This is a genomic window from Bradyrhizobium arachidis, from assembly GCF_015291705.1.
In the GTDB taxonomy this organism is placed as follows: Bacteria; Pseudomonadota; Alphaproteobacteria; order Rhizobiales; family Xanthobacteraceae; genus Bradyrhizobium; species Bradyrhizobium arachidis.
The window spans coordinates 5,788,194-5,813,465 of record NZ_CP030050.1 but is presented as its reverse complement, the minus strand read 5'-3'; the positions used below and the strand labels follow the sequence as shown (position 1 = coordinate 5,813,465).

Here is a 25,272-nt window from a genome sequence, read left to right as displayed (position 1 = left end):
GACGCCTTACGCCGCCTCGGCCAGGGGCGGCGTCTCATACGTCTTGAAATGGTCGATCATGACCTTGGCGATGGCGACGAGGGGCAGCGCCAGCGCAAGGCCCCAGATGCCGAACACAACGCCGAGCAGGATCTGGAACGCGAACAGCGTCGCCGGCGGGATGTCCAGCGCCTGCCGCTGCAGGATCGGCGTCAGCACATAGCTCTCCATGGCGTGCACGCCCATGAAGAGCAGAAAGGCGGACAGCGCCGGGATCCAGCCCGAGGCGAGGCTCGCCAGCACCACGACGACGCCGGCGATGATGGCGCCAACTGTCGGGATGAAGGCAAGCAGGCCGGCCTGGATTCCCAGAATGAACGAGCCGGGGATGCCGATGATGGCAAGCCCGATCCAGGTCACAGCGCCGACTGCGATCATCACCACGATCTGTGCGATCAGCCACCGTTCCAGCGTTTCGCTGATGTGGTCGATGATGAGGGCGGCGCGGCTGCGATGCTTCGCCGGTGCCAGGAACAGCAGGCCATCGTGATAGACGCCCGGCTGGGCGGCGAAGGCGAGGCCCAGAAACAGCACGATGAAGATGTTGCCGACGGCGCTGATAGCGCCGAACAGCAGCTTGAAAGTCTGGCTGACGATTGCCCCGCCGCTCGAGGCAAGCGCGCCTGCGCCCGGCAATCCGCCGTGCGAGGCGGGGTTCGGGGCGGGCGTCGGCGTTGCATCGCCGGTGGCGGCGGGCGCGGCATTGCCGAGATCGAACACGCTGGTGTCGATGCCGTGGTTCTCGAGGAAAGAGCGGACGTTTCCGATCTGCGACTTGATGGTCTTGCTCAGCACCGAGGCCTGCTCGGCGATGGTGGCGCCGCCGAGATAGGCGACGCCGGCGAGCATCAAGGCCAGCACGATGCAGACGATCGCGAGCCGGACCGGATGGGGCAGCGGGACGCGGCGGCCGAGCGCACCCGTCAGCGCGTTGAGGCCGACGCCGAGTAGCATGCCGGTGAAGATCAGGAGCAGCGTAGCGGCAAAATACCAGGTGAAGACCAGGAGAGCCGTGAACAGCACGACGCCAATGCCGCCGACCGAGATCGCCCAGGCAAGGTCGGCGCGCGTCCGGGGGCGTTGGTCTGCTGGAATGGTCACATCATGTCCTTTTCGGCGGCTCCGGGTGGCGCACTCTTTCGACAAACGCGCGTCCGATCAAGACCGCGTCAACGCGCTGGTTTGACGCTGCCGCGCGAACGGTGCAGAGCGATGAGGAAGAACAGGTGGGGGGCGCTTGAGTTTCATCAGCAAGTGGGCCGGTCTGCTCGGGCTTCTGGCCGTGCTCGTGATCGGCGACCAGATCCGGATCAACCGGCCCGGCCACAAATATCGCCTCACGGTCGAGGTGACGACGCCCGACGGGATCAGGACCGGGTCCGGCATTCTGGCCGTCGTGCCGGATCGCAACTACAATCGCGGCGGCCGCACCACGATGCGTGGGGAGGCGGTGTTCGTCGATCTCGGCCAAGACCTCCGCCAGGGCAAGAATCTGGTGGCATTGCTGGCGCATCGGCAGGGCGGCAAGCTCGATCTCGACGACATCAACTATGTGGCGCTCCGCGCCTACGGCGCCGCGCGGGGCAACCGCGTCTCGTTCAACGACATCAGCCGGCAGACAGGCATCGTCCCGGTGCAGGGGGAGCTCATTCCCGTGCTGGTGAGCTTCGCCGATCCCAGGGACCCTGCGAGCGCGCGCCTTGTCGCCGCCGACCACGCGGAGGCGGTTCTGGGCGACGGCTATGCCATCCACAGTCTCACCGCCGAGGTGGTGCCCAACGGGTTCTGGCCGATCGATTTCGGCGGCGTGCTCGGGGAGCCCGTGACGCGCGGAATCGATGCGAAACTGCCCTGGCTGGCTGCGCCGGGCGATCCCGCCGCAACCGCTCTGAAGGCTGCCGGCCTGCCCGACCTGGGGGCAGCCGAGGCCCGGGCGGCATTTGCGCGAAAATAGCATTGCCGTCCCGCGATCCCCTCTGTTGAATTTGTTCCATCCCAAGGGCATGTTTGAGGAATCTTTTCTCGGCGGGAGGTCGGAACGGGAGATGAGAAAGCCGGTCGTCGGCGTGATCGGGAATGCCCATCGCGTCGAAAATCGATTTCAGGTCCAGATGGTCGGCGAGCGGAATTTGCGCGCCGTGGCCGAGGTCTCCGGCGGTCTGCCGGTGATGTTCGCGGGAGCGCCCGATATCACGGACATCGCTGCGCTGCTCGACACCGTCGACGGCATCGTCCTCACCGGTGCCCGCGCCAACGTCCACCCGACCCGCTTCAATGTCGATCCTTGCGAGAAGCACGAGCCCTACGACATCCACCGCGACGAGGTCGCGCTGGCACTCTCGGTCGCCTGCGTGTCCCGCGGCATTCCGCTGTTCGGCATCTGCCGCGGCCTCCAGGAGATGAACGTCGCCTTCGGCGGCTCCTTGCATCCGGAGATCCGCGAGATTCCGGGCCGCATGAACCACCGCATGCCCAGGCTCGAGAACGGCGAGATTCATCCCGATCCGACCGTGGTGTTCGCCGATCGCCACGACGTCGACCTCACACCGGGCGGGGCGTTCGCAAAACTGCTCGGCTGCGAGAGGATCAGGGTCAATTCGCTGCACGGGCAGGGCATCCTCGACCCCGGCAAGCGCGTGCTGATCGAGGGCGTCGCCGAGGACGGCACCATCGAGGCGATCCGCATCGCGGAAGCCCCGACCTTCGCGCTCGGCGTGCAATGGCACGCCGAGTACGATCCGCAGCGCAATCCGATCAACCGGAAACTGTTCGAGGCTTTCGGTGAAGCGATGGTGGCGAAGCAGAAGGCAGCGGCGTAGACGCTGGCTGCCCTCGCGATGACGCGGAGTTGTGTCGAGCTGATCTCGCGCGCTACGTTGCTGACCGGATTTTTAAGTCTGAAATTGCACCCCGATGATGCGCCACACGGCCGCCGCCTTTGTCCTGCTCGCGTCCCCTGCATTCGCCCAAACCACGCCGCCGCGGGAAGGCCCGATCACCTGCGCTTCGCCCGTTGCGCCCGACGATACCGAGCGAACCCTGAAGCAGCGCTTTGGCAAGGAAGCCGTGGTGCAGGACCTGCCGGGCGCCGAGGGCGAGAAGTACAAAGGCCTCGTGCTGTTTCCGAAGGCGAGGGACCGCCGCATCGAAATCGCCTTCACCGACGACAAGGCCATGCGCGCCTCCGGCCTGACATTGCGCGACGCAGGCAAGACCAGCCTCTGGAGCGTCAATGGCGTCACGATCGGATCGAGCCTTGCCGACGTGCAGAAGGCCAACGGTAAGCCGTTCCTCGTCAGTGGTTTCGAATGGGACTATGGCGGCTTCGTCACCGACTGGAAGGGCGGGGCGCTCGGCCGCCCGCTGCAAGGCGGCTGCACCGTCACGATCCGCTTCGACAAGAAATCCGCCGCGCCCAAGTCGTTGCTGGGTGATGGCGTGAAGGCGCCCTCCGACAACGCGACTCTGGTGAAATGGGCGCCTGTGGTGACGGAGATTGGCGTGAATTTTCCGGACAGATAGCAAAATCCGGGATAAGGTAGCGCCTATTCTTAGCTGCAACTGCCGCGATAGTGTGGCAAGTGCGCAGTGCCAACTATATGGTGTGACTATTTTTTGCGTCTTGGGCGTGGGGGCCGGCGCATGAGTGTTCGTATTTTTGCAGCGTGCCTTGCCGCAGCTCTGTTGCAGGGCTGCTCGATCCATCCGGCGCCGGAGGATGTCACCGGCGTGAACACCTATCACATCGTGAGGCAGATCCGCTGCGAGGCGCGCGAGGCGATCAAGTCGGTCGTTCTCGAACGGCTCGATGCCCTGGCGAGGCACGACGACAAGATCGCCCAGGACGTCTTGCAGCGATATCAGGACGATCCGGAATCCATCGCCGATTTCACGCCCGCGGTGTTTCGGGGGCCCCAATATGAGGCGGTGCGGCACGCGTTCAACGTGATTTATTCGGCTGCGATCGCCTACAATTTCGATCTCACGATGACCGAGGACAACAACCTCGGCACGACCATCAACACGATCGGACCGTGGACACAGAGATTCAATCTCGGCCTCGGCGGCAACGCAAACCGCCAGCGCAGCAACGAGCGGACCTTCACCATTAGCGACACCTTCGATTTCCTGATGAGGACTCTGAACAGGCCGGGGCAGGTACGGAAACAGCGCTATTGCGAGGGTTTCATCGTCACCCAGGCAAACTACGTCTATCCCATCGCCGGCCGCATCGGCGTGGACAAGTCCGTGCGGACTTTTCTCGAACTGACTTATTTTGGCAATCTGGCGGGAGACAAGGACAATCCGGGCGGCAGCAATGCTCCCAACATGGCCGACAAGTTGACGTTCACAACGACGCTCGACGCTACGGCGACGCCGATGGTGACGTTCACGCCGGTCAGCGCCGGATTCCAGGTGGCCGACGCTTCGATCACTGGGACCGCGCGGCGTTCGGATGTTCACCAGGTCACGATTGGGCTGGCGATCCTGCCGAGTTCGGTCACGGAAGTCGCTGCAATTCGATCCTACGTCTTCTCGCGGGAGGTGGGTGTCCCGGCAGTTGCGTCGCGGAATGCCACGACAGGCGCGCCCATCACCGTCGGCAATCGCGTCACCGCGGTGACCACGACGCTGGCTGAGAAGTACGCCGTCTGGGCGATTGACCAGCTCAAGAGTCGCGAACTTCAACTCATACCGGCTCGCTGATCAAGGAGGCTGTCCATGGCAAGATCAACGTCGAGATCGAAGAAGGGCGCTGTCAAGAGCAAGGCGTCGAAGAAAGCTTCGAAGAAGAAGGCGTCGAAAAAGAAAGCGTCAAAGAGGAAAGCGTCAAAGAGGAAAGCGTTGAAGAGGAAGGCGTCAAAGAAGAAGTCCTCGAAGGCCCCGAAGAAGGCTAGGAGGAGCGGCCGTGGTGGAAAGAAGAAGGTCCCGCAGGTCCCGCCGTTTCCTGATGACGATTTCGAGTTGGGTCGGCCCGCTCCGAGAGCACCGGTCGCCAGACGTGCGAGGAAGGTCCCCCAGGTCCCGCCATTTCCCGATGATGATCACGAATTGTAGGAGGCGGCGGCGACCCGCCGATCCTGCGACAGGTCCGCTCGCTCCATCCGCCGTGCCCGATAGGCCTGCGGCGACATCAGGGTCAGCTTGCGGAAGGCCTTGCGAAAACTGCTCTCGTCCTCATAGCCGGCCGCACGCGCGATAGTCTTGACCGGCTGCATCGTCGTCTCCAGCAGCGTGCGCGCGTGCTCGACGCGGCGGCGCGTGATGAAGGCCTGCGGCGGCTCGCGCGTGAGCGCCTGGAACTTCCGGTTCAGCGTGCGTTCGCTGAGGCCGAGCGCCTCGGCGAGGCGCCTGACCGTCATCGGGCTCTTGCCGCTGCGGCGAACCAGCAGGTCCGCCTTGGTCAGCAGCGGGTCCTGCGACAGCAGGTAGCCGACGGGCATGAAGATCGATTGGGTGCGCTGCGCGGTGTCGATGACGACGTAGTCCGCGCATAATTTGGCGATCTCCTTGCCCTCGACCATCTCGATCAGCCTTAGCAGGAGATCGACCCAGGACATCGGTCCGGCCGCACAGACGATGCGGTCGGCAACGGTGATGACGGCGTCGGGTGCGAGGTCGATCGCGGGATGGCGCTGCCGTAGCTCGCTTTGCAGCCACCAGGTGATGGTGGCGCGACGATTGTCGAGCAGGCCGGATCCGGCCAGGACGAACACGCCGCTGCAAAAGGCGCCGATCAGCCGGCCGCTTGCATGCTGCTGCCGCAGCCAGGCTCCTGCACGGGCATATTGTGGCTGGAGCCGCTCGGCCGTGACGTGATCGACGAGGTTGCCGGGGACGAGGATCGCATCGAAGCGGCCGCGTTTGCCGACCGCGCCATCGACCGCGACCATCTGTCCGCCGCCGGCGCGCACCGGTTTGCCGTCGAGCGAGAGCGTCTGAAGGGCGAAGCGCGATCTTGCGCCGCTCTGCTGCATCACGTGATTGGCGAGCGCGAGGATGTCGGCGATGCCGGCAATCGCCGAATGCATGCAGCCGTCCAGTGCGAGAACCGCGAGCTTCATGACGTCTCCAGGCAAGTGCGCCCACCTTATCCGACCGGAACGGCGGCCAGCTGGCGGAAATTGCCCGATCTCTGGCTTGTCCGCCACTGCCGTGTTGGCGGGGGCAGGTCCAATCTCGCGCCGTCGTCACACCACATGATTGGAGAGAGACATGCCATATATCACGATTTCCACCGTCCGCGGCATCCTGGACGCCGCGCAGAAGAAGGCGCTGCTCGAGCGCATCACCGACCTGATGGTCGAGGTCGAAGGGCAGGGCAGTCCGGACTTCCGCCGCAACGTCTGGGTCAGGATCGAGGAGCAGGAGCCCGCGCACTGGTCGCTCGGCGGCACGCCGCTGACGAGCGAGATCATCGCCGGCACGTTCGGTGCGATCGGGGCGGACGGGGTGCGGGTCCGGCGGCCGTAGCGGTGCAGAATGCAGGGGCGGATCAGCCAAAGGCATGGTCCGCCACTGCCTTGTGTGCAGGGCTATTCCATTGCATCGCACAATCACGACGATGGTCTGCACGCGGCCACATTGAGGTTCGCAAGACGCGCACCATATGCTCTGCAAGGGAGCACTGCCGTGCAGACCATGAAGGCGGCCCTCGTTGCGGCGATTGGCGTCGTGGCTTTGATCTGCGGCCTCCGTCCCAGCCCAGCGGAGGAGAACAGCCGCCTTGCATTGATAGTTTCGATCGACGGGGCCATTGGCCCTGCGTCGGCCAGCTACGTGAAGGAGGCTTTGGCCAAGGCAAGCGAACGTCGCGCCGAGGTCGTGCTTCTGAGAATGAATACTCCCGGCGGTCTCAATTCCAGCATGCGCGAGATCATCGCCGATGTGCTGGCCTCGCCGATTCCTGTCGTCGGTTACGTTGCTCCCTCTGGCGCCCACGCGGCGAGCGCGGGGACCTATATCCTTTATGCGACCCACATTGCGGCGATGGCGCCAGGCACCAACATTGGTGCCGCGACGCCGGTGCAGATTGGCGGGCCGCTGGGCGGTGCGCCGGACAAGGGTGGCAAGGACAAGAAGGACGGTGACCAGCAGAGCGAGCCCAAGGATCAAAGCAAGGATCAGCTCAAGGATCCAATGACGGCAAAGGCGACCAATGATGCGGTTGCCTTCATCCGCAGCCTTGCGGAGCTGCGTGGCCGCAATGCGGAGTGGGCGGAGAAGGCGGTCCGTGAGGCTGCCACACTTTCCGCCAACGGCGCGCTGGCGGCTCATGCCATCGATCTCGTCGCGCGCGATCAGGCTGAATTGCTGAGACAGCTCGATGGCCGTGAGGTGGAGGTTGCAGGCGGCAAGACGCAGCGCCTCGTGACCAAGGATGCTGTCGTTGAAGCCATCGACCCCGGACGGATATCCCGCTTCCTGGCGGTCATCACCGATCCGAACGTGGCGTTCATTCTCCTGATGGTCGGCATCTACGGCGTGATCTTCGAGTTCATATCTCCCGGTGCAGTCGCCCCGGGAGTCGTCGGCGCGATCTGCCTGCTGATCGGCCTCTATGCGCTCAATCTGCTGCCGGTCAATTACGCCGGACTCGCCCTGATGTTGGTGGGACTCGTGCTTCTCACCGTCGAAGCCTTCAACCCGACCGTGGTGATCGGTTTGGGAGGGATCGTCGCTTTCGTGCTGGGAGCCCTGATGCTCTTCAGGGGCGAGGCGCCTGGCTACCAGCTGTCGTGGTGGGTGATCGGCACCACCGCGGCTGTGTTCGTAGGTTTTGTGCTCGTCGTGCTTGGTTCGCTTCGGCGCGCCGCCAAAGCTCCCGAACGGGTCGGTGCGCAGGCCATGCGAGGCTTACCCGCCGAAGTTCTCGATTGGAGCGGGAGCGAGGGTCATGTCTTCGCCCACGGTGAGCGTTGGCAGGCGCGCGGCGCCGAAACCTTCAAGCCCGGAGAGAGGGTCGAGGTCGCCAACGTCATCGATTTGACGCTGCTGATACGGCGCGCATCAGCCCGAACCGGCGAGGGAGGTCCATCATGATGCTGGAATATCTGACCTATGCGGTGCTCGCGCTGCTGGTCATCATGTTTCTATCCCAAGCCATTCGAATCCTGCGCGAATACGAGCGTGGCGTCATCTTTACGCTCGGGCGCTTTACCGGCGTGAAGGGCCCGGGCCTCATCCTCCTCGTTCCGATCGTGCAGCAACTCGTCAAGGTCGATCTAAGGGTGATGGTGCAGGTCGTGCCGCCGCAGGACGTGATTTCGCGGGACAACGTCTCCGTCAAGGTCAACGCCGTTCTTTACTTCCGCATCGTCGACCCCGAGCGCGCTATCATCAAGGTCGGCGATTACATGGCAGCCACCAGCCAGCTCGCCCAGACCACGTTGCGCTCGGTGCTCGGCAAGCACGAGCTCGACGAGATGCTTGCCGAGCGCGACAGGTTGAACGCCGACATCCAGGAGATTCTCGACAAGCAGACTGACGTCTGGGGCATCAAGGTCACCGGCATAGAGATCAAGGACGTCGATATCAACGAAACCATGGTGCGCGCGATTGCCAAACAGGCCGAAGCGGAGCGCTTGCGGCGGGCCAAGGTGATCAATGCAATGGGTGAGCAGCAGGCGGCCGAAAAGCTGGTCGAGGCCGGCCGGATTCTCGCGCAGGAGCCTCAGGCGATGCAGCTGCGTTACTTCGCGGCTCTGCACGACATCGCGGGCGAACGGTCGTCGACCGTCGTTTTTCCGCTGCCGACGGGCTTGCTCGACCATTTCTTGCCGCGGCGCGACAACCCGTAGCCAAAAGCGCGACGTGGCGATGACGACAATGCCAAACGAAAAGGCGCTCCTCTCGGAGCGCCTTTTGCTTGTCGTGTAGAGTTCGAGCCGCTTAGCCCGAATAGTACATGTCGAACTCGACCGGGTGCGGGGTCATTTCGAAGCGCTCGACTTCGGTCATCTTCAGCTCGATATAGGCGTCGATGAAGTCGTCGTCGAACACGCCGCCGTTCTTGAGGAAGCCGCGGTCCTTGTCGAGGTTTTCCAGCGCCTCGCGGAGCGAGCCGCACACCGTCGGGATCTGCTTCAGCTCTTCCTTCGGCAGGTCGTAGAGGTCCTTGTCCATCGCCGGACCCGGATCGATCTTGTTCTTGATGCCGTCGAGGCCGGCCATCAGCATCGCGGCGAAGCCGAGATAGGGATTGGCAAGCGGATCGGGGAAGCGCACCTCGACACGCTTGGCCTTCGGTGAAGCGGTGTAGGGGATGCGGCAGGAGGCCGAGCGGTTGCGTGCGGAATAGGCCAGCAGCACCGGGGCCTCATAGCCCGGGACCAGACGCTTGTAGGAGTTGGTCGACGGGTTGGTGAAGGCGTTGATCGCCTTGGCGTGCTTGATGATGCCGCCGATGTAGTGGAGGCAGGTCTCCGACAGGTCGGCGTACTTGTTGCCGGCGAACACCGGCTTGCCGTCCTTCCAGATCGACTGGTGCACGTGCATGCCCGAGCCGTTGTCGCCATAGACCGGCTTCGGCATGAAGGTGGCCGTCTTGCCGTAGATATGCGCGACCTGGTGGATGCAGTACTTGTAGATCTGCAGGTGGTCGGCCATCAGCGTCAGCGTGTCGAACTTCATGCCCAACTCGTGCTGGGCGGAAGCGACCTCGTGGTGATGCTTCTCGACCTTGACGCCCATCTTGGCCATGGCACCGAGCATCTCGGAGCGCATGTCCTGCACGGAGTCCTGCGGCGGGACGGGGAAGTAGCCCGCCTTGGTGCGGATGCGGTGGCCGAGATTGCCGCCCTCATATTCCGTGTCGGTGTTGGTCGGCAGCTCCGAGGAGTCGAGGCGGAAACCGGTGTTGTAGGGGGAGGAGGAGAAGCGCACGTCGTCGAACACGAAGAACTCGGCCTCGGGGCCGACGAACACGCTGTCGCCCACGCCCATCGACTTCACCATGGCTTCCGCCTTCTTGGCGATGCCGCGGGGGTCGCGGTTGTAGGGCTCGCCGGTGGTCGGCTCGAGCACGTCGCAGGTGATAACCATCGTGGTTTCGGCGAAGAACGGATCGATCGTCGCGGTGACCGGATCGGGCATCAGGCACATGTCGGATTCATTGATCGCCTTCCAGCCGGCGATCGAGGAGCCGTCGAACATCGTCCCTTCGGCGAAAATGTCCTCATCGATCATGCTGACGTCGAACGTCACATGCTGCCATTTGCCGCGCGGATCGGTGAAGCGCAGGTCGACGTATTTGACGTCGTTGTCCTTGATCGATTTCAGGACGTCTTTGGCGGTCTTCATGCATACCCCTTTTGGCTCTGCGGGTCGGTTTCCAGGTGAGCAGATTTGTTCTCGCTTTCGGCGAGTTCGAGCAACCGCACAAACGAAATCAGGCCGCCGAAGCAGCCTTTTTTCTTTCAGAGTGTCGCAAAATTCGGGATAGCACCCGGCTCAGATAGCGTCCAGCCCGGATTCGCCGGTCCGGATGCGGATCGCCTCTTCGATGTTGGAGACGAAGATTTTTCCGTCGCCGATGCGGCCGGTCTGCGCGGCGCGGCGGATCGCGTCGATCGCGCGCTCGACCAGATCGTCGCCGATCACGATCTCGATCTTCACTTTGGGCAGGAAGTCGACGATGTATTCTGCGCCGCGGTAAAGCTCGGCATGACCCTTCTGCCGGCCGAAGCCCTTGGCCTCGGTGACGGTGATGCCTTGAAGGCCGACTTCCTGAAGCGCTTCCTTCACCTCGTCGAGCTTGAATGGCTTGATGATGGCTTCGATTTTCTTCACTGCGCGCCTCCCGGCCTTTCGATCAAATAGCAACGTCTTCGTCAGGATGCGCTTTTCTCACGCACGATCGTGTCTTCGCTATGCCGGGATCCCTGACCAGTCCGGCAACAACGGCCGGCCACACCCTGATAAATGCCAGTGAGCACGACAAACCGAAGCGGCTTCCTCGAAAGCAGGGTCTATGCCAAGTTGCAAATGCCCTGATTATTGGAGCGTTATCAGCCTTTTAACGAGCATCTCTGATAGGTGGCGCCGACCGACCCAAAATACCGAAGACTATGAAATAGGCAAACGGTTCAATATGTGTGCAGACAGGTGTTCCCGGCGTCCGATCGGCACGAAAGATGCCTGTTGAAGAGGCGTTTGTACCAGGGAAGTGGCATGGAAGTACTGACCAACGCCGAAATGCAGCGCGCTGACCAGCTCAGCATCGCCGCGGGCACGCCCGGCTTCAAGCTGATGCTCAGCGCGGGGCAGGCGGTCGCCGAGGCCGCCAATGCGCTGGTGGAGGAGGGGCCGATCCTGATCGTGGCCGGCCCCGGCAACAATGGCGGTGACGGGTTTGTCGCAGCCGCCGAGCTCGCCGCGCAGGGGCGAGAGGTCTCGGTGATCCTGATGTGCGAGCGCGACCAGCTCCAGGGCGATGCCGCCTCTGCCGCGCGCGGCTGGAAGCATCCGGTGCTGCCGTTCAATCCGCAGGCGATCGGAAGACCCGCGCTGATCATCGACGCGCTGTTCGGCGCCGGCCTCAGCCGGCCCGTCGAGGGCGAGGCGCGCGAGATGATCGAGGCGATCAACGCCAACGGCGCCCCGGTGCTCGCCGTCGATCTGCCGAGCGGCATCAACGGCACCAGCGCCGCCGTGCTGGGCGTGGCGGTCAACGCCACCGAGACCGTCACCTTCTTCCGCAAGAAGCCTGCACATCTGTTGCTCCCGGGCCGGATGCATTGCGGCCGCGTGCGCCTCGCCGACATCGGCATCGAGGCGCCGGTGCTGGACGAGATCAGGCCGCAAGTCTTCGAGAACGATCCCGACTTCTGGGGCGCAGCCTTTCCGGTGCCGCGCATCGACGGCCACAAATATGCACGCGGCCATGTGCTGGCGGTCTCGGGCGATGCGGCCGCGACCGGCGCCGCACGGCTCGCCGCGCGCGGGGCGCTGCGCGCCGGTGCAGGCCTCGTCACGCTGGCAACGCCGCGCGACGCACTCGCGATCAACGCGAGCGCGCTGACCGCGGTGATGGTCCGCCCCGTCGACACCGCGATCGAGTTCGGCGAGCTGCTCGGCGACCAGCGCTACAACACCTGCATGATCGGTCCCGGCGCTGGAATCGGCGATCGCACCTGCGATCTCGTCCACACCGCGCTGAGCGCGCAGCGGCATCTGGTGCTGGACGCCGATGCGCTGACCAGCTTTGCGGCGAATCCCGAGCGGCTGTTCGAATCGATCAAAACCTCGCAGGACAATGCGGTGGTGCTGACGCCGCACGAGGGCGAATTCCCGCGCCTGTTCTCCGATCTCAGCAACAAGCATCCGGGCCGCTCCAAGCTCGAACGCGTGCGCGCCGCCGCCGAACGCTCCGGCGCAGTCGTGCTCCTCAAGGGCCCGGACACCACGATCGCCGCGCCCGACGGCCGCGCCACGATCGCTGCCAACGCGCCACCCTGGCTCGCCACCGCCGGCGCCGGCGACGTGCTCGCCGGCATCATCGCCGGGCTCTTAGCGCAGGGTGTGCCGGCCTTCGAAGCCGCCAGCATCGGCGTCTGGATGCATGGCGAGGCGGCCAGCGAGGCGGGGCCCGGCCTGATCGCGGAGGATCTGACCGAGACGCTGCCGGCCGTGCACCGGCGGATCTATAATGCGCTGGGGGTGGAGTACTGAGCTGCCGGGTAGGATGGGTAGAGCGAAGCGAAACCCATCATCTGAAATCTCGCCGCGAAGGCGAGGGGTTTCGCTGCGCTCTACCCATCCTACGAAGGGCTCATTCCACCCCGTACCACCGCACCAGCCGCGGCGCGGCCCAGTCGGTCGCGACGGATTCGAGCAGCCATCGTCCGGGCGAGGTCGCGGCGAAGGCGATGCGCTGGGTCTGGCCGGGCTCGATGGCGAGCGTGTCGAGCCAGTAAGGCTTCCAGCCGTCGTCGAGCTTGTCGAGCAGGCGGAAGGGATGGCCGTGCAGGTGGAAGACGGTCGTGATGGGGGCGGGGTTCTTCAGGGCCAGCACGACGGTGCGGCCGGTCTTGGCGCGGAAGGCGGGTGCCGAGGCGGTCGAGAAGTTTGCAGGCTTGATCCAGCCGGCCTCGGCCGCTCCGAGCGCGACATCGAACCGCAGGGCGCCCTTCAGATCGAGCTTCTCGGGGAGATCGTTTGGCGGCAGGGGCTGTGGCGATGACAGCGGCGCTCGCCGGTCCAGTTGGCCTGATATCTTGAGGCTGCCCACTTGGCGTGCCTCTTTGCCATCATGCAGCAGGAACGCGGCCGATGCGGCCGTATCCACAAACGCGTCGGCGCGTCCGCCGGGGGCCAGCACGAGGGCGCCGTTGCGCGCCGGGAACGGCTCGGCCGGCTGCCCGTCCAGGGCCATGACCCGGACCTCATGGCTTTCCAATTTGATCGCCAGAACAGAACGTTGGGAGCCGTTGATAAAGCGCAGCCGTAGCCGCTCGCCGGCCGCAGCTGAGAGTTCGAATGAAGCCATTCCATTCATCGTATAGAGAGGCGTCGTGCCGTCCGCCTCTCGGCCCGGCGGAAGCGCAGTCCCGTCCGGCCGCAGGCGCCATTCCTCGATCAGGAGGACCACGTCACGATCGACGGCGACCCGGCTCGACTCGGTGGCGATGATCGGAAGCGGGCGTGCGGGCTGCTTCTGGACATCCTCGAAGAGCCGGAAGTCGGCCAGCAGGGTTCCCGCATTAGGTATTGGAATAACTGATGTTTCTGTCGTGTCCGGTGCCGCCGGCGCGCGGCCCCGGAGCGGATCGGCCCCGGTCGGGGCATTGAGGCCGTACCAGACTGGCGCAAGCGGCACAGGCAGGTCGTTCCGGAACACCACCTGGCAGCCGTCGAAACGCTTGAGACGGACGTCGCCAAGGTGGCTTACGGCGGCAAGCTCCCAGATTGGTGTAGGCGGCTGTCCCGGCCTGAGAGCCAGCGTTGCCGCCCTGGCCTGAAGGGCGAGCTGGGCGGTCATGAGCGGGCCCGCGCCGCCGGCGATCAACCCGGCCGCCGAGGCGCCGAGGGAGACGCCAATTGAGGCGCCAAGCCCGGCCAAAACGTCGCGCCGATCGGGGGCAGATATCCGCGTTTTCATGCGCGATCCGGACCATGCCGCGCTGGATAAGTCCAGCCATCGTGCCTACGTAAAGCTTGCCTCCATCGGGCCATTTTTTTGCTGCGAACAGTCAGGCACATGTTATAAGCCCGGCCGCCCGCGGCATCGCGGCCGGTCTTGATGCAAATTCACGCGGGCGTGGCGGAACTGGTAGACGCGCTGGATTTAGGTTCCAGTGACGAAAGTTGTGGGGGTTCGAGTCCCTCCGCCCGCACCAAGCGCTTCTCGCGTTTGCACGGATTACGAGGACCTGCTTCTCGTGGACGTTTTGTCCGCCGGAGGCCGGTTCGATGAACCACCGGCGTTGAGGCATTCGCCTCGCGCCGGATCGATTAATGACAGCGTCCCGACGCGCAATGTGCCGGGACCGAGCGAAAAGAAGATTGGACGCCATGCAGGTCACAGAAACCCTCTCGGAAGGTTTGAAGCACGAGTTCAAGATCAGCGTTCCCGCGTCTGATCTCGACGCCAAGGCCGGCGCCAAGCTCGTCGACCTCAAGGACAAGGTCCGCATCAACGGCTTCCGTCCCGGCAAGGTGCCGGTCACGCACCTCAAGAAGGTCTATGGCCGTTCGGTGATGGCCGAGACCATCGACCAGACCATCCGCGACACCAACACGCAGCTGTTCTCCGAGCGCGGCTTCCGCCTTGCGACCGAGCCGAAGATCACCATGCCGACCGAGCAGGCCGAGGTCGAGGAGCTGCTGAACGGCAAGACCGATCTGACCTACACGGTCGCGATCGAGGTTGTGCCGTCGATCGCGCTCGCCGACTTCAAGAGCTTCCAGGTCGAGAAGCCCGTCGCCGAGGTCTCCGATGCCGACGTCGACGAGGCGATCAAGCGCATCGCCGATTCCAACCGCACCTATGCAGCGAAGGGCGAGGGCGCCAAGGCCGCCTCAGGCGACCGCGTTACGATCAACTTCAAGGGCACCATCAGCGGCGAAGCGTTCGAGGGCGGCACCGGCGAGGGCATCCAGGTGCTGATCGGATCCAACACCTTCATCCCCGGCTTCGAGGAGCAGCTCATCGGCATCGGTGCCAATGAGACCCGCACGCTGAAGGTGTCGTTCCCGAAGAACTACATGAACGACAAGCTCGCTGGACAGCCGGCCGAGTTCGAGACCACCGCGACCCTGATCGAGTCGCCGCAGGATCTCGCGGTCGACGACGAGTTCGCCAAGACGCTCGGCCTTGAATCGCTCGACAAGCTGAAGGAAGCCGCGCGCGAGCGTCTGGCTGCCGAGTTCGCGACCGCGACGCGCCAGCGCGTCAAGCGCGCGCTGCTCGACCGGCTCGACGAGGCGCATCGCTTCGAGGCTCCCCCGTCGCTCGTCGAGGAGGAGTTCAATCTGATGTGGAACTCGGTCAAGGCCGAGATGGACTCCGCCGGCAAGACCTTTGCCGACGAGGACACCACTGAGGAGAAGGCGAAGGAAGAGTACCACAAGATCGCCGACCGCCGCGTTCGGCTGGGCCTCGTGCTCTCCGAGATCGGCGAGAAGAACAAGATCACCGTGACCGACGACGAGGTCGGCCGCGCCGTGATCGAGCGTGCCCGCCAGATGCCGGGCCGCGAAAAGGAAGTCTGGGATTTTTACCGCAACAACGCCCAGGCGTTGGCCCAGCTTCGTGCACCGATCTATGAGGACAAGGTCGTCGACTTCATCCTCGAGCTCGCCAACGTGACCGAGAAGAAGGTCTCGCGCGAGGACCTCTACAAGGACGACGAGGCGGAAAAGACCGCCGCCTGAAAGCTTTGAAACAGCCTTCTATTAAGGATGATCAGCGAAGGAGCCCAGCTAGCCAGATGGCCGGCTGGGCCTCTTTATGCGAATCAGCTTCAACGGCCTGATCGATTAAGCCTTAATTCGTTCAGGACTTGTCTGGCACGAATTGGGCTATATCTGTCGCTAGCTCTTCTACGAAAGTTCCTGCATCACGGGACGTCCATCTGCCTTCCGGCACATCCAGCCAAAACTGGCGGCCAAGACTGGCGATGTCCGCCTCTCAAAAACCCTAGGTGACTCATGCGCGATCCGGTTGAAACCTACATGAACCTCGTGCCCATGGTGGTCGAGCAGACCAACCGTGGCGAGCGCGCCTACGACATTTTCTCGCGCCTTCTGAAGGAGCGCATCATCTTCGTGACTGGTCCGGTCGAGGACGGCATGTCGACGCTGATCGTCGCGCAGCTGTTGTTCCTCGAGGCAGAAAATCCGAAGAAGGAAATCTCGATGTACATCAACTCGCCGGGCGGCGTGGTGACGTCGGGCCTTGCGATCTACGACACCATGCAGTTCATCCGTCCGCCGGTCTCCACGCTCTGCACCGGCCAGGCGGCCTCGATGGGCTCGCTTCTGCTCGCCGCCGGCGAGAAGGACATGCGCTTCTCGCTGCCGAACGCGCGCATCATGGTGCATCAGCCCTCCGGCGGCTTCCAGGGTCAGGCCACCGACATCATGCTGCACGCCCAGGAGATCCTGAACCTGAAGAAGCGGCTCAACGAGATCTACGTGAAGCACACCGGCCAGACCTACAAGTCGATCGAGGACGCGCTGGAGCGCGACAAGTTCCTGACCGCGAACGACGCCAAGGAGTTCGGCCTGGTCGACAAGGTCATCGACAAGCGCGCCGAAGAGCCGGCGCCGGCGAAGGCCCCGTAACACTACTGGGCTGCAGTGGCGATCCCTGGGTGAATACCCCGGGGATCGCGGGACACCGTCAAGGCGGTGTTGACGTTACGGACGTCTGTGCGCGTCGCAAAAAACGCCGTTTGCGCGCTGCGATGGGCACAAAGTTCCGCTTTCGTGCTTGTTTTTCGTGGCAATCCAGCAACGCCGGGGTGATTTCCATCACTTCGCTCGTGCCAAGACCGGAAATCACGGTATTGTCACGGGTAGCCGGCGGCCCCCGATTAGCGAATTCTTGATAGTCGGGTGACAGCATGGTTGGCTACGCATGATCGGCTATGATCGCGGGAGAATCGAGTGACCGTGATTCGCACGGGATGTAACGCGTAGGGTCTTTTTTGGTACGGAATTTGCTCTATTTGAACTTCATACCGGCCATTCGTGCCGGGATGGAGCGATCGAGCGAGACGATCGAACCGCGGACGGAGACATGAATGAGTAAGGTTGGCACGAGCGACTCCAAGAACACGCTATATTGCTCGTTCTGCGGCAAGAGCCAGCACGAAGTCCGCAAACTGATCGCGGGTCCCACGGTCTTCATCTGCGACGAGTGCGTCGAGCTCTGCATGGACATCATCCGCGAGGAGAACAAGTCCTCGCTCGTGAAGTCGCGTGACGGCATTCCGACGCCGAAGGAAATCTGCAAGGTGCTGGACGACTACGTGATCGGCCAGAGCCATGCGAAGAAGGTCCTGTCGGTCGCGGTGCACAACCACTACAAGCGCCTCAACCACCAGACCAAGCACAACGACGTCGAGCTCGCGAAGTCGAACATCCTGCTGATCGGTCCGACCGGCTCGGGCAAGACGCTGCTCGCGCAGACGCTCGCCCGGATCCTGGACGTGCCGTTCACGATGGCGGATGCGACCACGCTGACCGAAGCCGGCTATGTCGGTGAGGACGTCGAGAACATCATCCTGAAGCTGCTCCAGGCCGCCGACTACAATGTCGAGCGCGCCCAGCGCGGCATCGTCTACATCGACGAAATCGACAAGATCAGCCGCAAGTCCGACAACCCCTCGATCACGCGTGATGTGTCGGGTGAGGGCGTGCAGCAGGCGCTGCTCAAGATCATGGAAGGCACGGTGGCTTCGGTCCCGCCGCAGGGCGGCCGTAAGCATCCGCAGCAGGAATTCCTGCAGGTGGATACCACCAACATCCTGTTCATCTGCGGCGGCGCGTTCGCCGGCCTCGAGAAGATCATCTCGGCGCGCGGTCGGTCGACCTCGATCGGCTTCGGTGCCCAGGTGCTCGCGCCGGAGGACCGCCGGACCGGCGAGATCTTCCGTCACGTCGAGCCTGAGGACCTCCTCAAGTACGGCCTCATCCCCGAATTCGTCGGCCGTCTGCCCGTCGTGGCGACGCTCGAGGACCTCGACGAGACCTCGCTGAAGAAGATCCTGACCGAGCCGAAGAACGCGCTGGTGAAACAGTACCAGCGGCTGTTCGAGATGGAGAACATCGAGCTCACCTTCGCCGATGAGGCGCTCGGCGCGGTTGCCCGCAAGGCCATCGAGCGCAAGACCGGCGCGCGCGGCCTGCGCTCGATCCTCGAGGCGATCCTGCTCGAGACCATGTTCGACCTGCCGGGCCTGGAAGGTGTGGAAGAAGTCGTGATTTCGCGCGAAGTCGTGGAAGGCACGGCCCGTCCGCTCTACATCTACGCCGATCGCTCCGATCGCGCGGTCGAGAACGCCAGCGCCTAAATTGCGGCGCTGGAACGCTCCGAACGTCTTATCAGTTGAGGGCTGCGGAATGCTTCTCCGCAGCCCGTGTTGCGTCGCTTACCGGTGTGCGTAAGCGCCTGATGGCGCGCGTATTTCAATGACTTGACACCCCCCGGGTCGATAGCCACCTAATGTCGGCGGCGAGCGAGAATTCCGTTCAAGATTCGCCGCTGTTCCGATCCGGCAAGCCTGGTCCAACCTGCGAATGGTAGACCGGCTCTGTCGATCACCTCGGCACCTTGTGGCGGTTGCGCATGAGACAGCGGGCTGCGTGCAAGGGGGCAAAGCAAAAGGAAAAGGCCATGACTAATCCAAAACCCCGGCCAACCATCGTCCATGGCGAGGCGCACGCTTATCCCGTGCTGCCGCTGCGCGATATCGTCGTCTTCCCGCACATGATCGTGCCGCTCTTCGTCGGTCGCGAGAAGTCGATCCGCGCGCTCGAAGAGGTGATGAAGAACGATGCGCTGATCATGCTCGCGACGCAGAAGAACGCGTCCGACGATGATCCGGCGCCCGATGCCATTTACGAGACCGGTACGCTTGCCAGCGTGCTCCAGCTCTTGAAGCTTCCCGACGGCACCGTGAAGGTGCTGGTCGAAGGGCTCGAGCGTGCGCGCGTGCAGAAATACACCGATCGCGCCGACTACTATGAAGCCACCGCCGTCGCGCTCGCCGATACCGATGCGAAGTCGGTCGAGGCCGAGGCGCTGGCGCGCTCGGTCGTGTCCGACTTCGAGAGCTATGTGAAGCTCAACAAGAAGATCTCGGCCGAGGTCGTCGGTGTCGTGCAGGCGATCACCGATTTCGCCAAGCTCGCCGACACCGTTGCCTCGCATCTCGCCGTCAAGATCGCGGACCGCCAGGGCATCCTGGAGACGCTGTCGGTCACCACGCGCCTCGAGAAGGTGCTGGGCCTGATGGAGAGCGAGATCTCGGTGCTGCAGGTCGAGAAGCGCATCCGCTCGCGCGTCAAGCGCCAGATGGAGAAGACCCAGCGCGAGTATTATCTCAACGAGCAGATGAAGGCGATCCAGAAGGAACTTGGCGACGACGATGGTCGCGACGAGCTCGCCGATCTCGAAGAGAAGATCTCCAAGACCAAGCTCTCCAAGGAAGCGCGCGAGAAGGCGCAGCATGAATTGAAGAAGCTGCGCCAGATGTCGCCGATGTCCGCGGAAGCGACCGTCGTGCGCAACTATCTGGACTGGCTGCTGTCGATCCCGTGGAACAAGAAGTCCAAGGTGAAGAAGGATCTGGAGGCGGCGCAAGCCATCCTGGATTCAGATCACTACGGTCTGGAGAAGGTCAAGGAACGCATCGTCGAGTATCTCGCCGTGCAATCCCGCGCCAACAAGCTGACCGGTCCGATCCTGTGCCTCGTCGGTCCTCCCGGCGTCGGCAAGACCTCGCTCGGCAAGTCCATCGCGAAGGCGACGGGGCGCGAATTCGTGCGCGTCTCGCTCGGCGGCGTGCGCGACGAGGCCGAGATCCGCGGTCACCGCCGCACCTATATCGGCTCGATGCCCGGCAAGATCATCCAGTCGATGCGCAAGGCCAAGTCGTCCAATCCGCTGTTCCTGCTGGACGAGATCGACAAGATGGGCGCCGATTTCCGCGGCGATCCGTCCTCGGCTTTGCTTGAGGTTCTCGACCCCGAGCAGAACGGAACGTTCAACGACCACTATCTCGAGGTCGACTACGATCTCTCCAACGTGATGTTCATCACGACCGCGAATACGCTCAATATTCCCGGCCCGCTGATGGACCGCATGGAGATCATCCGGATCGCGGGCTACACCGAGAACGAGAAGGTCGAGATCGCGCGCAAGCATCTGATCCCGAACGCGGTGTCCAAGCACGGCCTGGACTCCAAGGAGTTCTCGATCGACGACGACGCGCTGCTGCTGCTGATCCGCCGCTACACCCGTGAAGCGGGCGTGCGTAACCTGGAGCGTGAGCTCTCCACACTCGCCCGCAAGGCGGTGAAGGAGCTGATGATCTCCAAGAAGAAGTCGGTCAAGGTCACCGAGAAGACTCTGGAAGAGCTGCTCGGCGTGCCGAAGTACCGCTTCGGCGAGATCGAGAGCGAGCCGCAGGTCGGCATCGTTACTGGCCTTGCCTGGACCGATGTCGGCGGCGAGCTGCTGACCATCGAAGGCGTCATGATGCCCGGCAAGGGCAAGATGACGGTCACGGGCAACCTGCGCGACGTCATGAAGGAATCGATCTCGGCGGCGGCGTCCTACGTCCGCTCCCGCGCGATCAACTATGGCGTCGAGCCGCCGCTGTTCGACCGGCGCGACATCCACGTGCACGTGCCGGAGGGCGCGACGCCGAAGGACGGTCCGTCGGCGGGCGTGGCGATGGCCACCGCGATCATCTCGGTCATGACCGGCATACCGGTCCGCCACGATGTCGCGATGACCGGCGAGATCACGCTGCGCGGCCGCGTGCTGCCGATCGGCGGCCTCAAGGAGAAGCTGCTGGCCGCTGCCCGCGGCGGCATCAAGACGGTGTTGATCCCCGAGGACAACGCCAAGGATCTCACGGAGATTTCCGATGCGATCAAGGGCGGCATGGAGATCATCCCGGTCTCCCGTCTCGACGACGTCGTCGCCAAGGCGCTGGTGAAGAAGCCGGTGCCGATCGTCTGGGAAGAGGACACCAAGGTGACGGTGAAGCCGGACGGCGATGAGGCCGCCGGCGGCCTGACCGCTCACTGAGAACGCAGTTCAAAAAGATGATAAAACGGCGCCTTCGGGCGCCGTTTTTGTTTTGAGGGAAGGGGACGCGGGCGATGCAGGTCGACGGACAATGCCATTGCGGGCAGATCACCTTTGAGGCCGAAGTCGACCCTGAGGCGGTCTCGGTGTGTCACTGCACCGACTGCCAGACGCTGACCGGCTCGCCGTTCCGGGTCACCGCGATCTGCACCAAGGCTGACGTCAAGCTCACCGCCGGCACGCCCAAAATCTATGGCAAGCGCGGCGACAACGGCCGGATGCGCTTCCAGCACTTCTGCGCCGGGTGCGGTTCGCCCTTGTTCACCAGCGGCGAGGGCGACCAGGCCGACGATTGGGGCATCCGCTGGGGCAGCATCCGCCAGCGCGACCAATTGCGGCCCGTCAGGCAGATCTGGTGCCAGTCGGCTGCAGTCTGGATCGACGCGGTGCCGCTGCTGCCGGGACGGCCGAGGGATTGAGGTCGGGCTTGCCTAGCCATAGCTCGCTGCGAAAAGCCGGCCTTCGCTCTTTGGGCTCCGGCGTGGCATCCTACGTCGCTGCGCGAGCGCAGGCTGGTGGGCGGTCACGGATTCGAACCGCGGACCCTCTCGGTGTAAACGAGATGCTCTAACCAGCTGAGCTAACCGCCCAAGTGCGCCTCTTTAGCGCCCCGGTGGGTGCCGAAGCAAGAGCCGAGCGCGTCGCGAACTGACTCCAATTTGCGGCCTTGTCGGGGGTTTCATGCTCGATACGGGCAGGCCTGCAGCGGGCCCGCTGCAGGGCAACCCTCTTTCGTAGCGCGGATCGTCGTCCGGCGAGGAGGCGATCGTGCTCACGGCCGCCGTGCAGCGCCTCAACTCCCGTCTGATATCAGGCTGTCTTGGTGAACATCGTCAGAACACCGTCGGCGATGTTGATCGCGATGACTTGCGACGAACTCAAGCCCTTGGCCTTGAGCACGGAGGCGGCCTGCGGTGTGGCGTCGATGGACTGCCGGAGCGACTGGATGTCTTGGTCGCTTGTGTGCGCCACGAGTTCATCGACCTTCGCGCGCACGGCCGGCTGCAATTCCTTGACGTCCACAACCTGTATGCTCCGGATCACTGTGCTGGACTGTGTGGACGGCTGTTCGGTGCCGGGTTGCGACGATGCGCCCTGTGCCTGCACCAGAGCAGGTGTTCCGAGGGAGAGAACTGCAACGATGACGGATGCCGTGAAGCTGCGCATGGTCATGCCTTTCCGGATTTGAGGAACGGCGAACCTATCGAGGAAATCTGGTTGGCATCTGATTCCGGTGTGGCCGTTCGGTGAAACCAATGCGGCCGCAATGCGCACAGATGAGACACGGTGCGCGGGTCCGATGATGCCTACGGCAAGGAATTAGCTCAGCTGGTTAGAGCATCTCGTGTACACCGAGAGGGTCCGCGGTTCGACCGCCCACCAGCCTTCGCTCGCTTCGCGAACTACGGCTGGGCAGGCCAGCCTCCGAACTTATTGACGCGAAGCGAGCCAAGGCTGCCACGCCGAAGCCCAGCGGGGCGAAGGCGGGTGTTTGGAGGCGTGCCTCGGATCGGCAGACCCGATCCGATCGGTGACAGGGGCGCGATGGCTGTCGCGCCAACTGCGGTCGCTGCCGACCCCGATCCATCCGCGATCTCAATTGCACTCTTCGACCTGGTAGCTGGCGGCCGAACCTCCCCATTTCTGGACGACGCGGCATCCAGGTCTCACGCGGCGACAGCCGCCGGTATTGCAGATGACCTGCCCTGAGGCCTGTGGCTTTGCCGGGGCGGACTCCACTTTCTTGCGCTCCATGTCCCGCTTGCTTGCATCATTGCGCGCGGCGTCTGGCTTGTTCTCCTGCACCTTTGCGCATTCATTGTCGTCGTTGACGCGGTAGCCTGCGCGGCAGGCGATCTTCACGCAGGCATCGCCACTCGCCTTGAAGCCGTGGTCGCAGACCAGTGGGCAGACCCGGCTTTGCTTCGCCTTGACTGCATCGAGCACGTCGTAGCCCAGCAGCCTTTCGTCAAATTTGGTTCCGGCATATTTGTTGTACTGCGCCAACGCAGCCTGCGATGAGGCCGTCCAGATGCCATCCGCAGGCGCCGGGTGACATCCGACACGGTGCAGCTCGAGTTGCAGAACCTTCGTCAGCTCCTCGGTCGACATCGTCGGCCGCGCTGAAGCCGACGGCGGCGCGATCGCCGCGACCTTTTGCTCGCCTTCTGCGGGCTTTTGCTTGTCAGCCAGCACTTTCGCCGCTGCGGCCTCCGCTTGCAGCCTGCGTTGCTCGGCTGCGGCCGCCTTGGCTTCCTCGACCTGCTTGGCCTTCTCGGCGGCAAGCCGTTTCTCCTCGGCCACCCTGGCTGCCGCCGCGGCCTTCTCTTGCTCGGCCTTGTTGGCGCGCTCGGCGGCGAGACGGGTCTTGGCTTCTTCCGCCTGGCGCGCCTTTTCGGCTGTGGCGGCGCGCGCTTCTTCTGCGGCAACGTTCTTCAGCTGCGCGCGGGCGAGGCCGGCATAGAAGCCGTCGGGATAGGCCTGCAGGAAGGCCTCCCAGGCGTCCCGATTTCCCGCCTGCAGCGCCAGCTCGTAGTCCCGGCGGATCGCGTCCTGGGGGTTCGCTTGCGGCCCTGTGGTGACAGCAGGTTTGGCCGGGACCAACGACACGTCGTCGCCGCCGAGCGAGCCGTAAACATAAGGCTCCTGCTTGTAGCCGGTGTTCTTGAGAACATCGTCGCGGATGAAGCCGAACGCCTTGCGCAGGTCGAGCCCGGGCGTGGGGAGGCGCTCGACCAGCGCTGCGGCGAACGGGCTGTTCTTGGAGTCGCCGTCCGAAGCTGTCGAGCCGGCCTTTGCCGCGAAGGCAATCATGGTGTTCGGGCTGGTCGGCTCGACCTTGGCGAGGCCGCGGCCGATCGAGCGCGCAGCCATGGTCCGCTTCATGGTCTTGGCGAATGGATTGTCCCGGCAGGCATCGAGGATGACGAGCCGGAGTTGCTTGGCCGGCTCGACCGCGAACAGAGCGCGATCCAACGGCAGCGTCTCGTCGAGGACATCGCTGTCGGTCTCAAGGCTGGCATCCGTGGGGATCAGGTAGTTGACGCCGTCAAGCTCGATGCCGTGACCCGCATAATAGACGACGGCCACATCAGCCTCACGCGTCCTGGCACCGAAGTCGCGTAAGGCCCGGCGCATCTCCGCAGCGTTGAGGTCGAGCTTGATATCAACCTGGTCGAACCCGGCTCTCTTCAGCATGCCGCCGACGAGAGAGGCGTCATTCACGGGATTGGCGAGCCTCGGCGCGCTCTTGTAGGCGGAATTGCCGATCACGAGCGCCACGCGCTTTTCCGCGTGCGCTCCTCCGCAGTCCAAACAGATGAAGGTCAATAAGACCAGAAAAATCCGAGTCGCGCCCATTGCAGCCCCAAATCGCAATGTGATCAGAGTAGTCGCAGAGTGCCATCGCGGCAAAGGCCGCTGTGTGATGAATGTCACAGGCGCCTGCTGCCGCGCCAGAGCCCAACGGGCGGAGGCGGGCTTTTACCAGGCATCCGGCGCCCTGAAAGAGACTCGTGGCGGGTCCAAAATTGCCTTCCTTCGGTCATCTTTTAGATCGCACCGCGAACCACCGTTCCAGTTCCCTTAATTAGCGTGTTCGCCGTGATGAGTGATCTTCGCACGAAGTTGGAAAGGTACGAGTCCAAAGCCGCTCACTGCATGAAAGCAGCTCAGGAAGCGAGCGACGAAGCCGGCAAGGCTTTTTATGAGGAGCTTGCCCGCTATTATGACGAGCTGGCAACGGACTTCCGCCGGGTTCTTGCGAAGCGAACTGGAGCCTCGCTGGCGGCCGAATGACTTTGCGCAGCGCATTGGCATAGCGCAGCTCGGCAGTAAGTCCTCTCACCGTCCGTCAATCGGTGACGCCGTGCAACGCGGCGAGAACGGAGGCATGTCTCGCCGGC

Annotated in this window: 22 protein-coding genes and 2 tRNA genes; 16 read left to right on the top strand and 8 right to left on the bottom strand. The window is 63.7% G+C overall.

The features are described 5' to 3' along the window. Positions 1-6: 6 nt before the first annotated feature. Positions 7-1,140: an AI-2E family transporter gene (locus tag WN72_RS27160; protein WP_027559526.1), complete on the bottom strand. Its 1,134-nt coding sequence runs from the start codon at positions 1,138-1,140 to the stop codon at positions 7-9. A gap of 136 nt (positions 1,141-1,276) precedes the next feature. On the opposite strand from WN72_RS27160, the gene WN72_RS27155 reads away from it, so the two are divergent. From WN72_RS27155 to WN72_RS27135, 5 genes are all read left to right on the top strand, one after another. Further along, entirely contained in the window at positions 1,277-1,993 is a 717-nt protein-coding gene (locus tag WN72_RS27155) for a hypothetical protein (RefSeq protein ID WP_092213916.1), read from the top strand. 91 nt (positions 1,994-2,084) lie between these two features. Beyond that, positions 2,085-2,858 carry a gamma-glutamyl-gamma-aminobutyrate hydrolase family protein gene (locus tag WN72_RS27150; protein WP_027559525.1) on the top strand — a complete coding sequence of 258 codons (774 nt, stop codon included), beginning with the start codon at positions 2,085-2,087 and terminating at the stop codon, positions 2,856-2,858. Positions 2,859-2,955: 97 nt separating this feature from the next. After that, the gene (locus WN72_RS27145) at positions 2,956-3,561 is read left to right on the top strand and encodes a hypothetical protein (RefSeq protein WP_167380717.1); all 606 of its coding nucleotides are present in this window, start codon (positions 2,956-2,958) and stop codon (positions 3,559-3,561) included. Between the two features lie 120 nt (positions 3,562-3,681). Further along, positions 3,682-4,746, top strand: coding sequence for a hypothetical protein (locus tag WN72_RS27140; RefSeq protein WP_143130559.1), 1,065 nt, complete (start codon positions 3,682-3,684; stop codon positions 4,744-4,746). A 15-nt stretch (positions 4,747-4,761) separates the two neighbouring features. Continuing rightward, on the top strand, positions 4,762-5,097 hold the full coding sequence (locus tag WN72_RS27135) for a hypothetical protein (RefSeq protein ID WP_167380689.1): 336 nt from the start codon (positions 4,762-4,764) through the stop codon (positions 5,095-5,097). Here the strand turns inward: WN72_RS27135 and WN72_RS27130 are convergent. After that, positions 5,085-6,104, bottom strand: a complete 1,020-nt coding sequence (locus WN72_RS27130) for a GlxA family transcriptional regulator (protein WP_092213922.1) — start codon at positions 6,102-6,104, stop codon at positions 5,085-5,087. The genes WN72_RS27135 and WN72_RS27130 overlap by 13 nt on opposite strands. Before the next feature lie 151 nt (positions 6,105-6,255). Between WN72_RS27130 and WN72_RS27125 the strand changes: the two genes are divergently transcribed. The 3 genes from WN72_RS27125 (at position 6,256) to WN72_RS27115 (ending at position 8,840) form a co-directional block, all read left to right on the top strand. Then, on the top strand, positions 6,256-6,513 hold the full coding sequence (locus WN72_RS27125; protein ID WP_092213924.1) for a tautomerase family protein: 258 nt from the start codon (positions 6,256-6,258) through the stop codon (positions 6,511-6,513). A gap of 159 nt (positions 6,514-6,672) precedes the next feature. Beyond that, positions 6,673-8,082, top strand: coding sequence for an NfeD family protein (locus WN72_RS27120; protein ID WP_092213926.1), 1,410 nt, complete (start codon positions 6,673-6,675; stop codon positions 8,080-8,082). Next, positions 8,079-8,840 (top strand): slipin family protein, encoded by a 762-nt coding sequence (locus tag WN72_RS27115; protein ID WP_027559519.1) that lies wholly within the window; start codon positions 8,079-8,081, stop codon positions 8,838-8,840. The genes WN72_RS27120 and WN72_RS27115 overlap by 4 nt, the downstream gene beginning before the upstream one ends. A 91-nt stretch (positions 8,841-8,931) precedes the next feature. Here WN72_RS27115 and glnA read toward each other — a convergent pair whose 3' ends face one another. Beyond that, on the bottom strand, positions 8,932-10,341 hold the full coding sequence (gene glnA, locus WN72_RS27110; protein ID WP_014494828.1) for a type I glutamate--ammonia ligase: 1,410 nt from the start codon (positions 10,339-10,341) through the stop codon (positions 8,932-8,934). A gap of 150 nt (positions 10,342-10,491) precedes the next feature. Further along, positions 10,492-10,830 (bottom strand): P-II family nitrogen regulator, encoded by a 339-nt coding sequence (locus WN72_RS27105; RefSeq protein ID WP_007603495.1) that lies wholly within the window; start codon positions 10,828-10,830, stop codon positions 10,492-10,494. 381 nt (positions 10,831-11,211) lie between these two features. On the opposite strand from WN72_RS27105, the gene WN72_RS27100 reads away from it, so the two are divergent. Continuing rightward, positions 11,212-12,711, top strand: a complete 1,500-nt coding sequence (locus WN72_RS27100) for a bifunctional ADP-dependent NAD(P)H-hydrate dehydratase/NAD(P)H-hydrate epimerase (protein ID WP_027559518.1) — start codon at positions 11,212-11,214, stop codon at positions 12,709-12,711. Positions 12,712-12,811: 100 nt separating this feature from the next. On the opposite strand, the gene WN72_RS27095 is transcribed toward WN72_RS27100, so the two are convergent. Next, positions 12,812-14,140, bottom strand: a complete 1,329-nt coding sequence (locus WN72_RS27095; protein WP_092213928.1) for a multicopper oxidase family protein — start codon at positions 14,138-14,140, stop codon at positions 12,812-12,814. Between the two features lie 153 nt (positions 14,141-14,293). Here WN72_RS27095 and WN72_RS27090 point away from each other — a divergent pair. The 6 genes from WN72_RS27090 (at position 14,294) to WN72_RS27065 (ending at position 21,786) form a co-directional block, all read left to right on the top strand. Next, positions 14,294-14,378: transfer RNA gene (locus WN72_RS27090), tRNA-Leu, on the top strand. Positions 14,379-14,553: 175 nt separating this feature from the next. Continuing rightward, positions 14,554-15,915, top strand: coding sequence for a trigger factor (gene tig / locus WN72_RS27085; RefSeq protein WP_027559515.1), 1,362 nt, complete (start codon positions 14,554-14,556; stop codon positions 15,913-15,915). 276 nt (positions 15,916-16,191) lie between these two features. Beyond that, on the top strand, positions 16,192-16,827 hold the full coding sequence (locus WN72_RS27080; RefSeq protein WP_027559514.1) for an ATP-dependent Clp protease proteolytic subunit: 636 nt from the start codon (positions 16,192-16,194) through the stop codon (positions 16,825-16,827). A 461-nt stretch (positions 16,828-17,288) separates the two neighbouring features. After that, positions 17,289-18,560, top strand: a complete 1,272-nt coding sequence (gene clpX / locus WN72_RS27075) for an ATP-dependent Clp protease ATP-binding subunit ClpX (RefSeq protein WP_008547851.1) — start codon at positions 17,289-17,291, stop codon at positions 18,558-18,560. 323 nt (positions 18,561-18,883) lie between these two features. Beyond that, positions 18,884-21,307: an endopeptidase La gene (gene lon / locus WN72_RS27070; RefSeq protein ID WP_027559513.1), complete on the top strand. Its 2,424-nt coding sequence runs from the start codon at positions 18,884-18,886 to the stop codon at positions 21,305-21,307. 74 nt (positions 21,308-21,381) lie between these two features. Next, complete coding sequence (locus tag WN72_RS27065) at positions 21,382-21,786, top strand: GFA family protein (protein WP_092213930.1); 405 nt, start codon at positions 21,382-21,384, stop codon at positions 21,784-21,786. A gap of 94 nt (positions 21,787-21,880) precedes the next feature. Here WN72_RS27065 and WN72_RS27060 read toward each other — a convergent pair. The 3 genes from WN72_RS27060 to WN72_RS27050 all read right to left on the bottom strand — a co-directional run bounded on the left by WN72_RS27060 (position 21,881) and on the right by WN72_RS27050 (position 24,727). Next, positions 21,881-21,957, bottom strand: a tRNA-Val gene (locus WN72_RS27060). A 220-nt stretch (positions 21,958-22,177) separates the two neighbouring features. Next, a complete protein-coding gene (locus WN72_RS27055) occupies positions 22,178-22,540 on the bottom strand; it encodes a hypothetical protein (RefSeq protein ID WP_092213932.1) in 363 nt (120 codons plus the stop codon). A 423-nt stretch (positions 22,541-22,963) separates the two neighbouring features. After that, entirely contained in the window at positions 22,964-24,727 is a 1,764-nt protein-coding gene (locus WN72_RS27050; protein WP_092213934.1) for a caspase family protein, read from the bottom strand. Between the two features lie 246 nt (positions 24,728-24,973). Between WN72_RS27050 and WN72_RS27045 the strand changes: the two genes are divergently transcribed. Beyond that, a complete protein-coding gene (locus WN72_RS27045; RefSeq protein ID WP_027559509.1) occupies positions 24,974-25,165 on the top strand; it encodes a hypothetical protein in 192 nt (63 codons plus the stop codon). Positions 25,166-25,272 lie beyond the last annotated feature (107 nt).

Bases quoted from the DNA above. Each gene is read 5' to 3' on its own strand.
- WN72_RS27150 (WP_027559525.1), top strand. From the start codon at position 2,085: ATGAGAAAGCCGGTCGTCGGCGTGATCGGGAATGCCCATCGCGTCGAA.
- WN72_RS27145 (WP_167380717.1), top strand. From the start codon at position 2,956: ATGCGCCACACGGCCGCCGCCTTTGTCCTGCTCGCGTCCCCTGCATTC.
- WN72_RS27140 (WP_143130559.1), top strand. From the start codon at position 3,682: ATGAGTGTTCGTATTTTTGCAGCGTGCCTTGCCGCAGCTCTGTTGCAG.
- WN72_RS27135 (WP_167380689.1), top strand. From the start codon at position 4,762: ATGGCAAGATCAACGTCGAGATCGAAGAAGGGCGCTGTCAAGAGCAAG.
- WN72_RS27130 (WP_092213922.1), bottom strand. From the start codon at position 6,104: ATGAAGCTCGCGGTTCTCGCACTGGACGGCTGCATGCATTCGGCGATT.
- WN72_RS27125 (WP_092213924.1), top strand. From the start codon at position 6,256: ATGCCATATATCACGATTTCCACCGTCCGCGGCATCCTGGACGCCGCG.
- WN72_RS27115 (WP_027559519.1), top strand. From the start codon at position 8,079: ATGATGCTGGAATATCTGACCTATGCGGTGCTCGCGCTGCTGGTCATC.
- glnA (WP_014494828.1), bottom strand. From the start codon at position 10,341: ATGAAGACCGCCAAAGACGTCCTGAAATCGATCAAGGACAACGACGTC.
- WN72_RS27100 (WP_027559518.1), top strand. From the start codon at position 11,212: ATGGAAGTACTGACCAACGCCGAAATGCAGCGCGCTGACCAGCTCAGC.
- WN72_RS27095 (WP_092213928.1), bottom strand. From the start codon at position 14,140: ATGAAAACGCGGATATCTGCCCCCGATCGGCGCGACGTTTTGGCCGGG.
- tig (WP_027559515.1), top strand. From the start codon at position 14,554: ATGCAGGTCACAGAAACCCTCTCGGAAGGTTTGAAGCACGAGTTCAAG.
- WN72_RS27080 (WP_027559514.1), top strand. From the start codon at position 16,192: ATGCGCGATCCGGTTGAAACCTACATGAACCTCGTGCCCATGGTGGTC.
- clpX (WP_008547851.1), top strand. From the start codon at position 17,289: ATGAGTAAGGTTGGCACGAGCGACTCCAAGAACACGCTATATTGCTCG.
- lon (WP_027559513.1), top strand. From the start codon at position 18,884: ATGACTAATCCAAAACCCCGGCCAACCATCGTCCATGGCGAGGCGCAC.
- WN72_RS27065 (WP_092213930.1), top strand. From the start codon at position 21,382: ATGCAGGTCGACGGACAATGCCATTGCGGGCAGATCACCTTTGAGGCC.
- WN72_RS27055 (WP_092213932.1), bottom strand. From the start codon at position 22,540: ATGACCATGCGCAGCTTCACGGCATCCGTCATCGTTGCAGTTCTCTCC.
- WN72_RS27050 (WP_092213934.1), bottom strand. From the start codon at position 24,727: ATGGGCGCGACTCGGATTTTTCTGGTCTTATTGACCTTCATCTGTTTG.
- WN72_RS27045 (WP_027559509.1), top strand. From the start codon at position 24,974: ATGAGTGATCTTCGCACGAAGTTGGAAAGGTACGAGTCCAAAGCCGCT.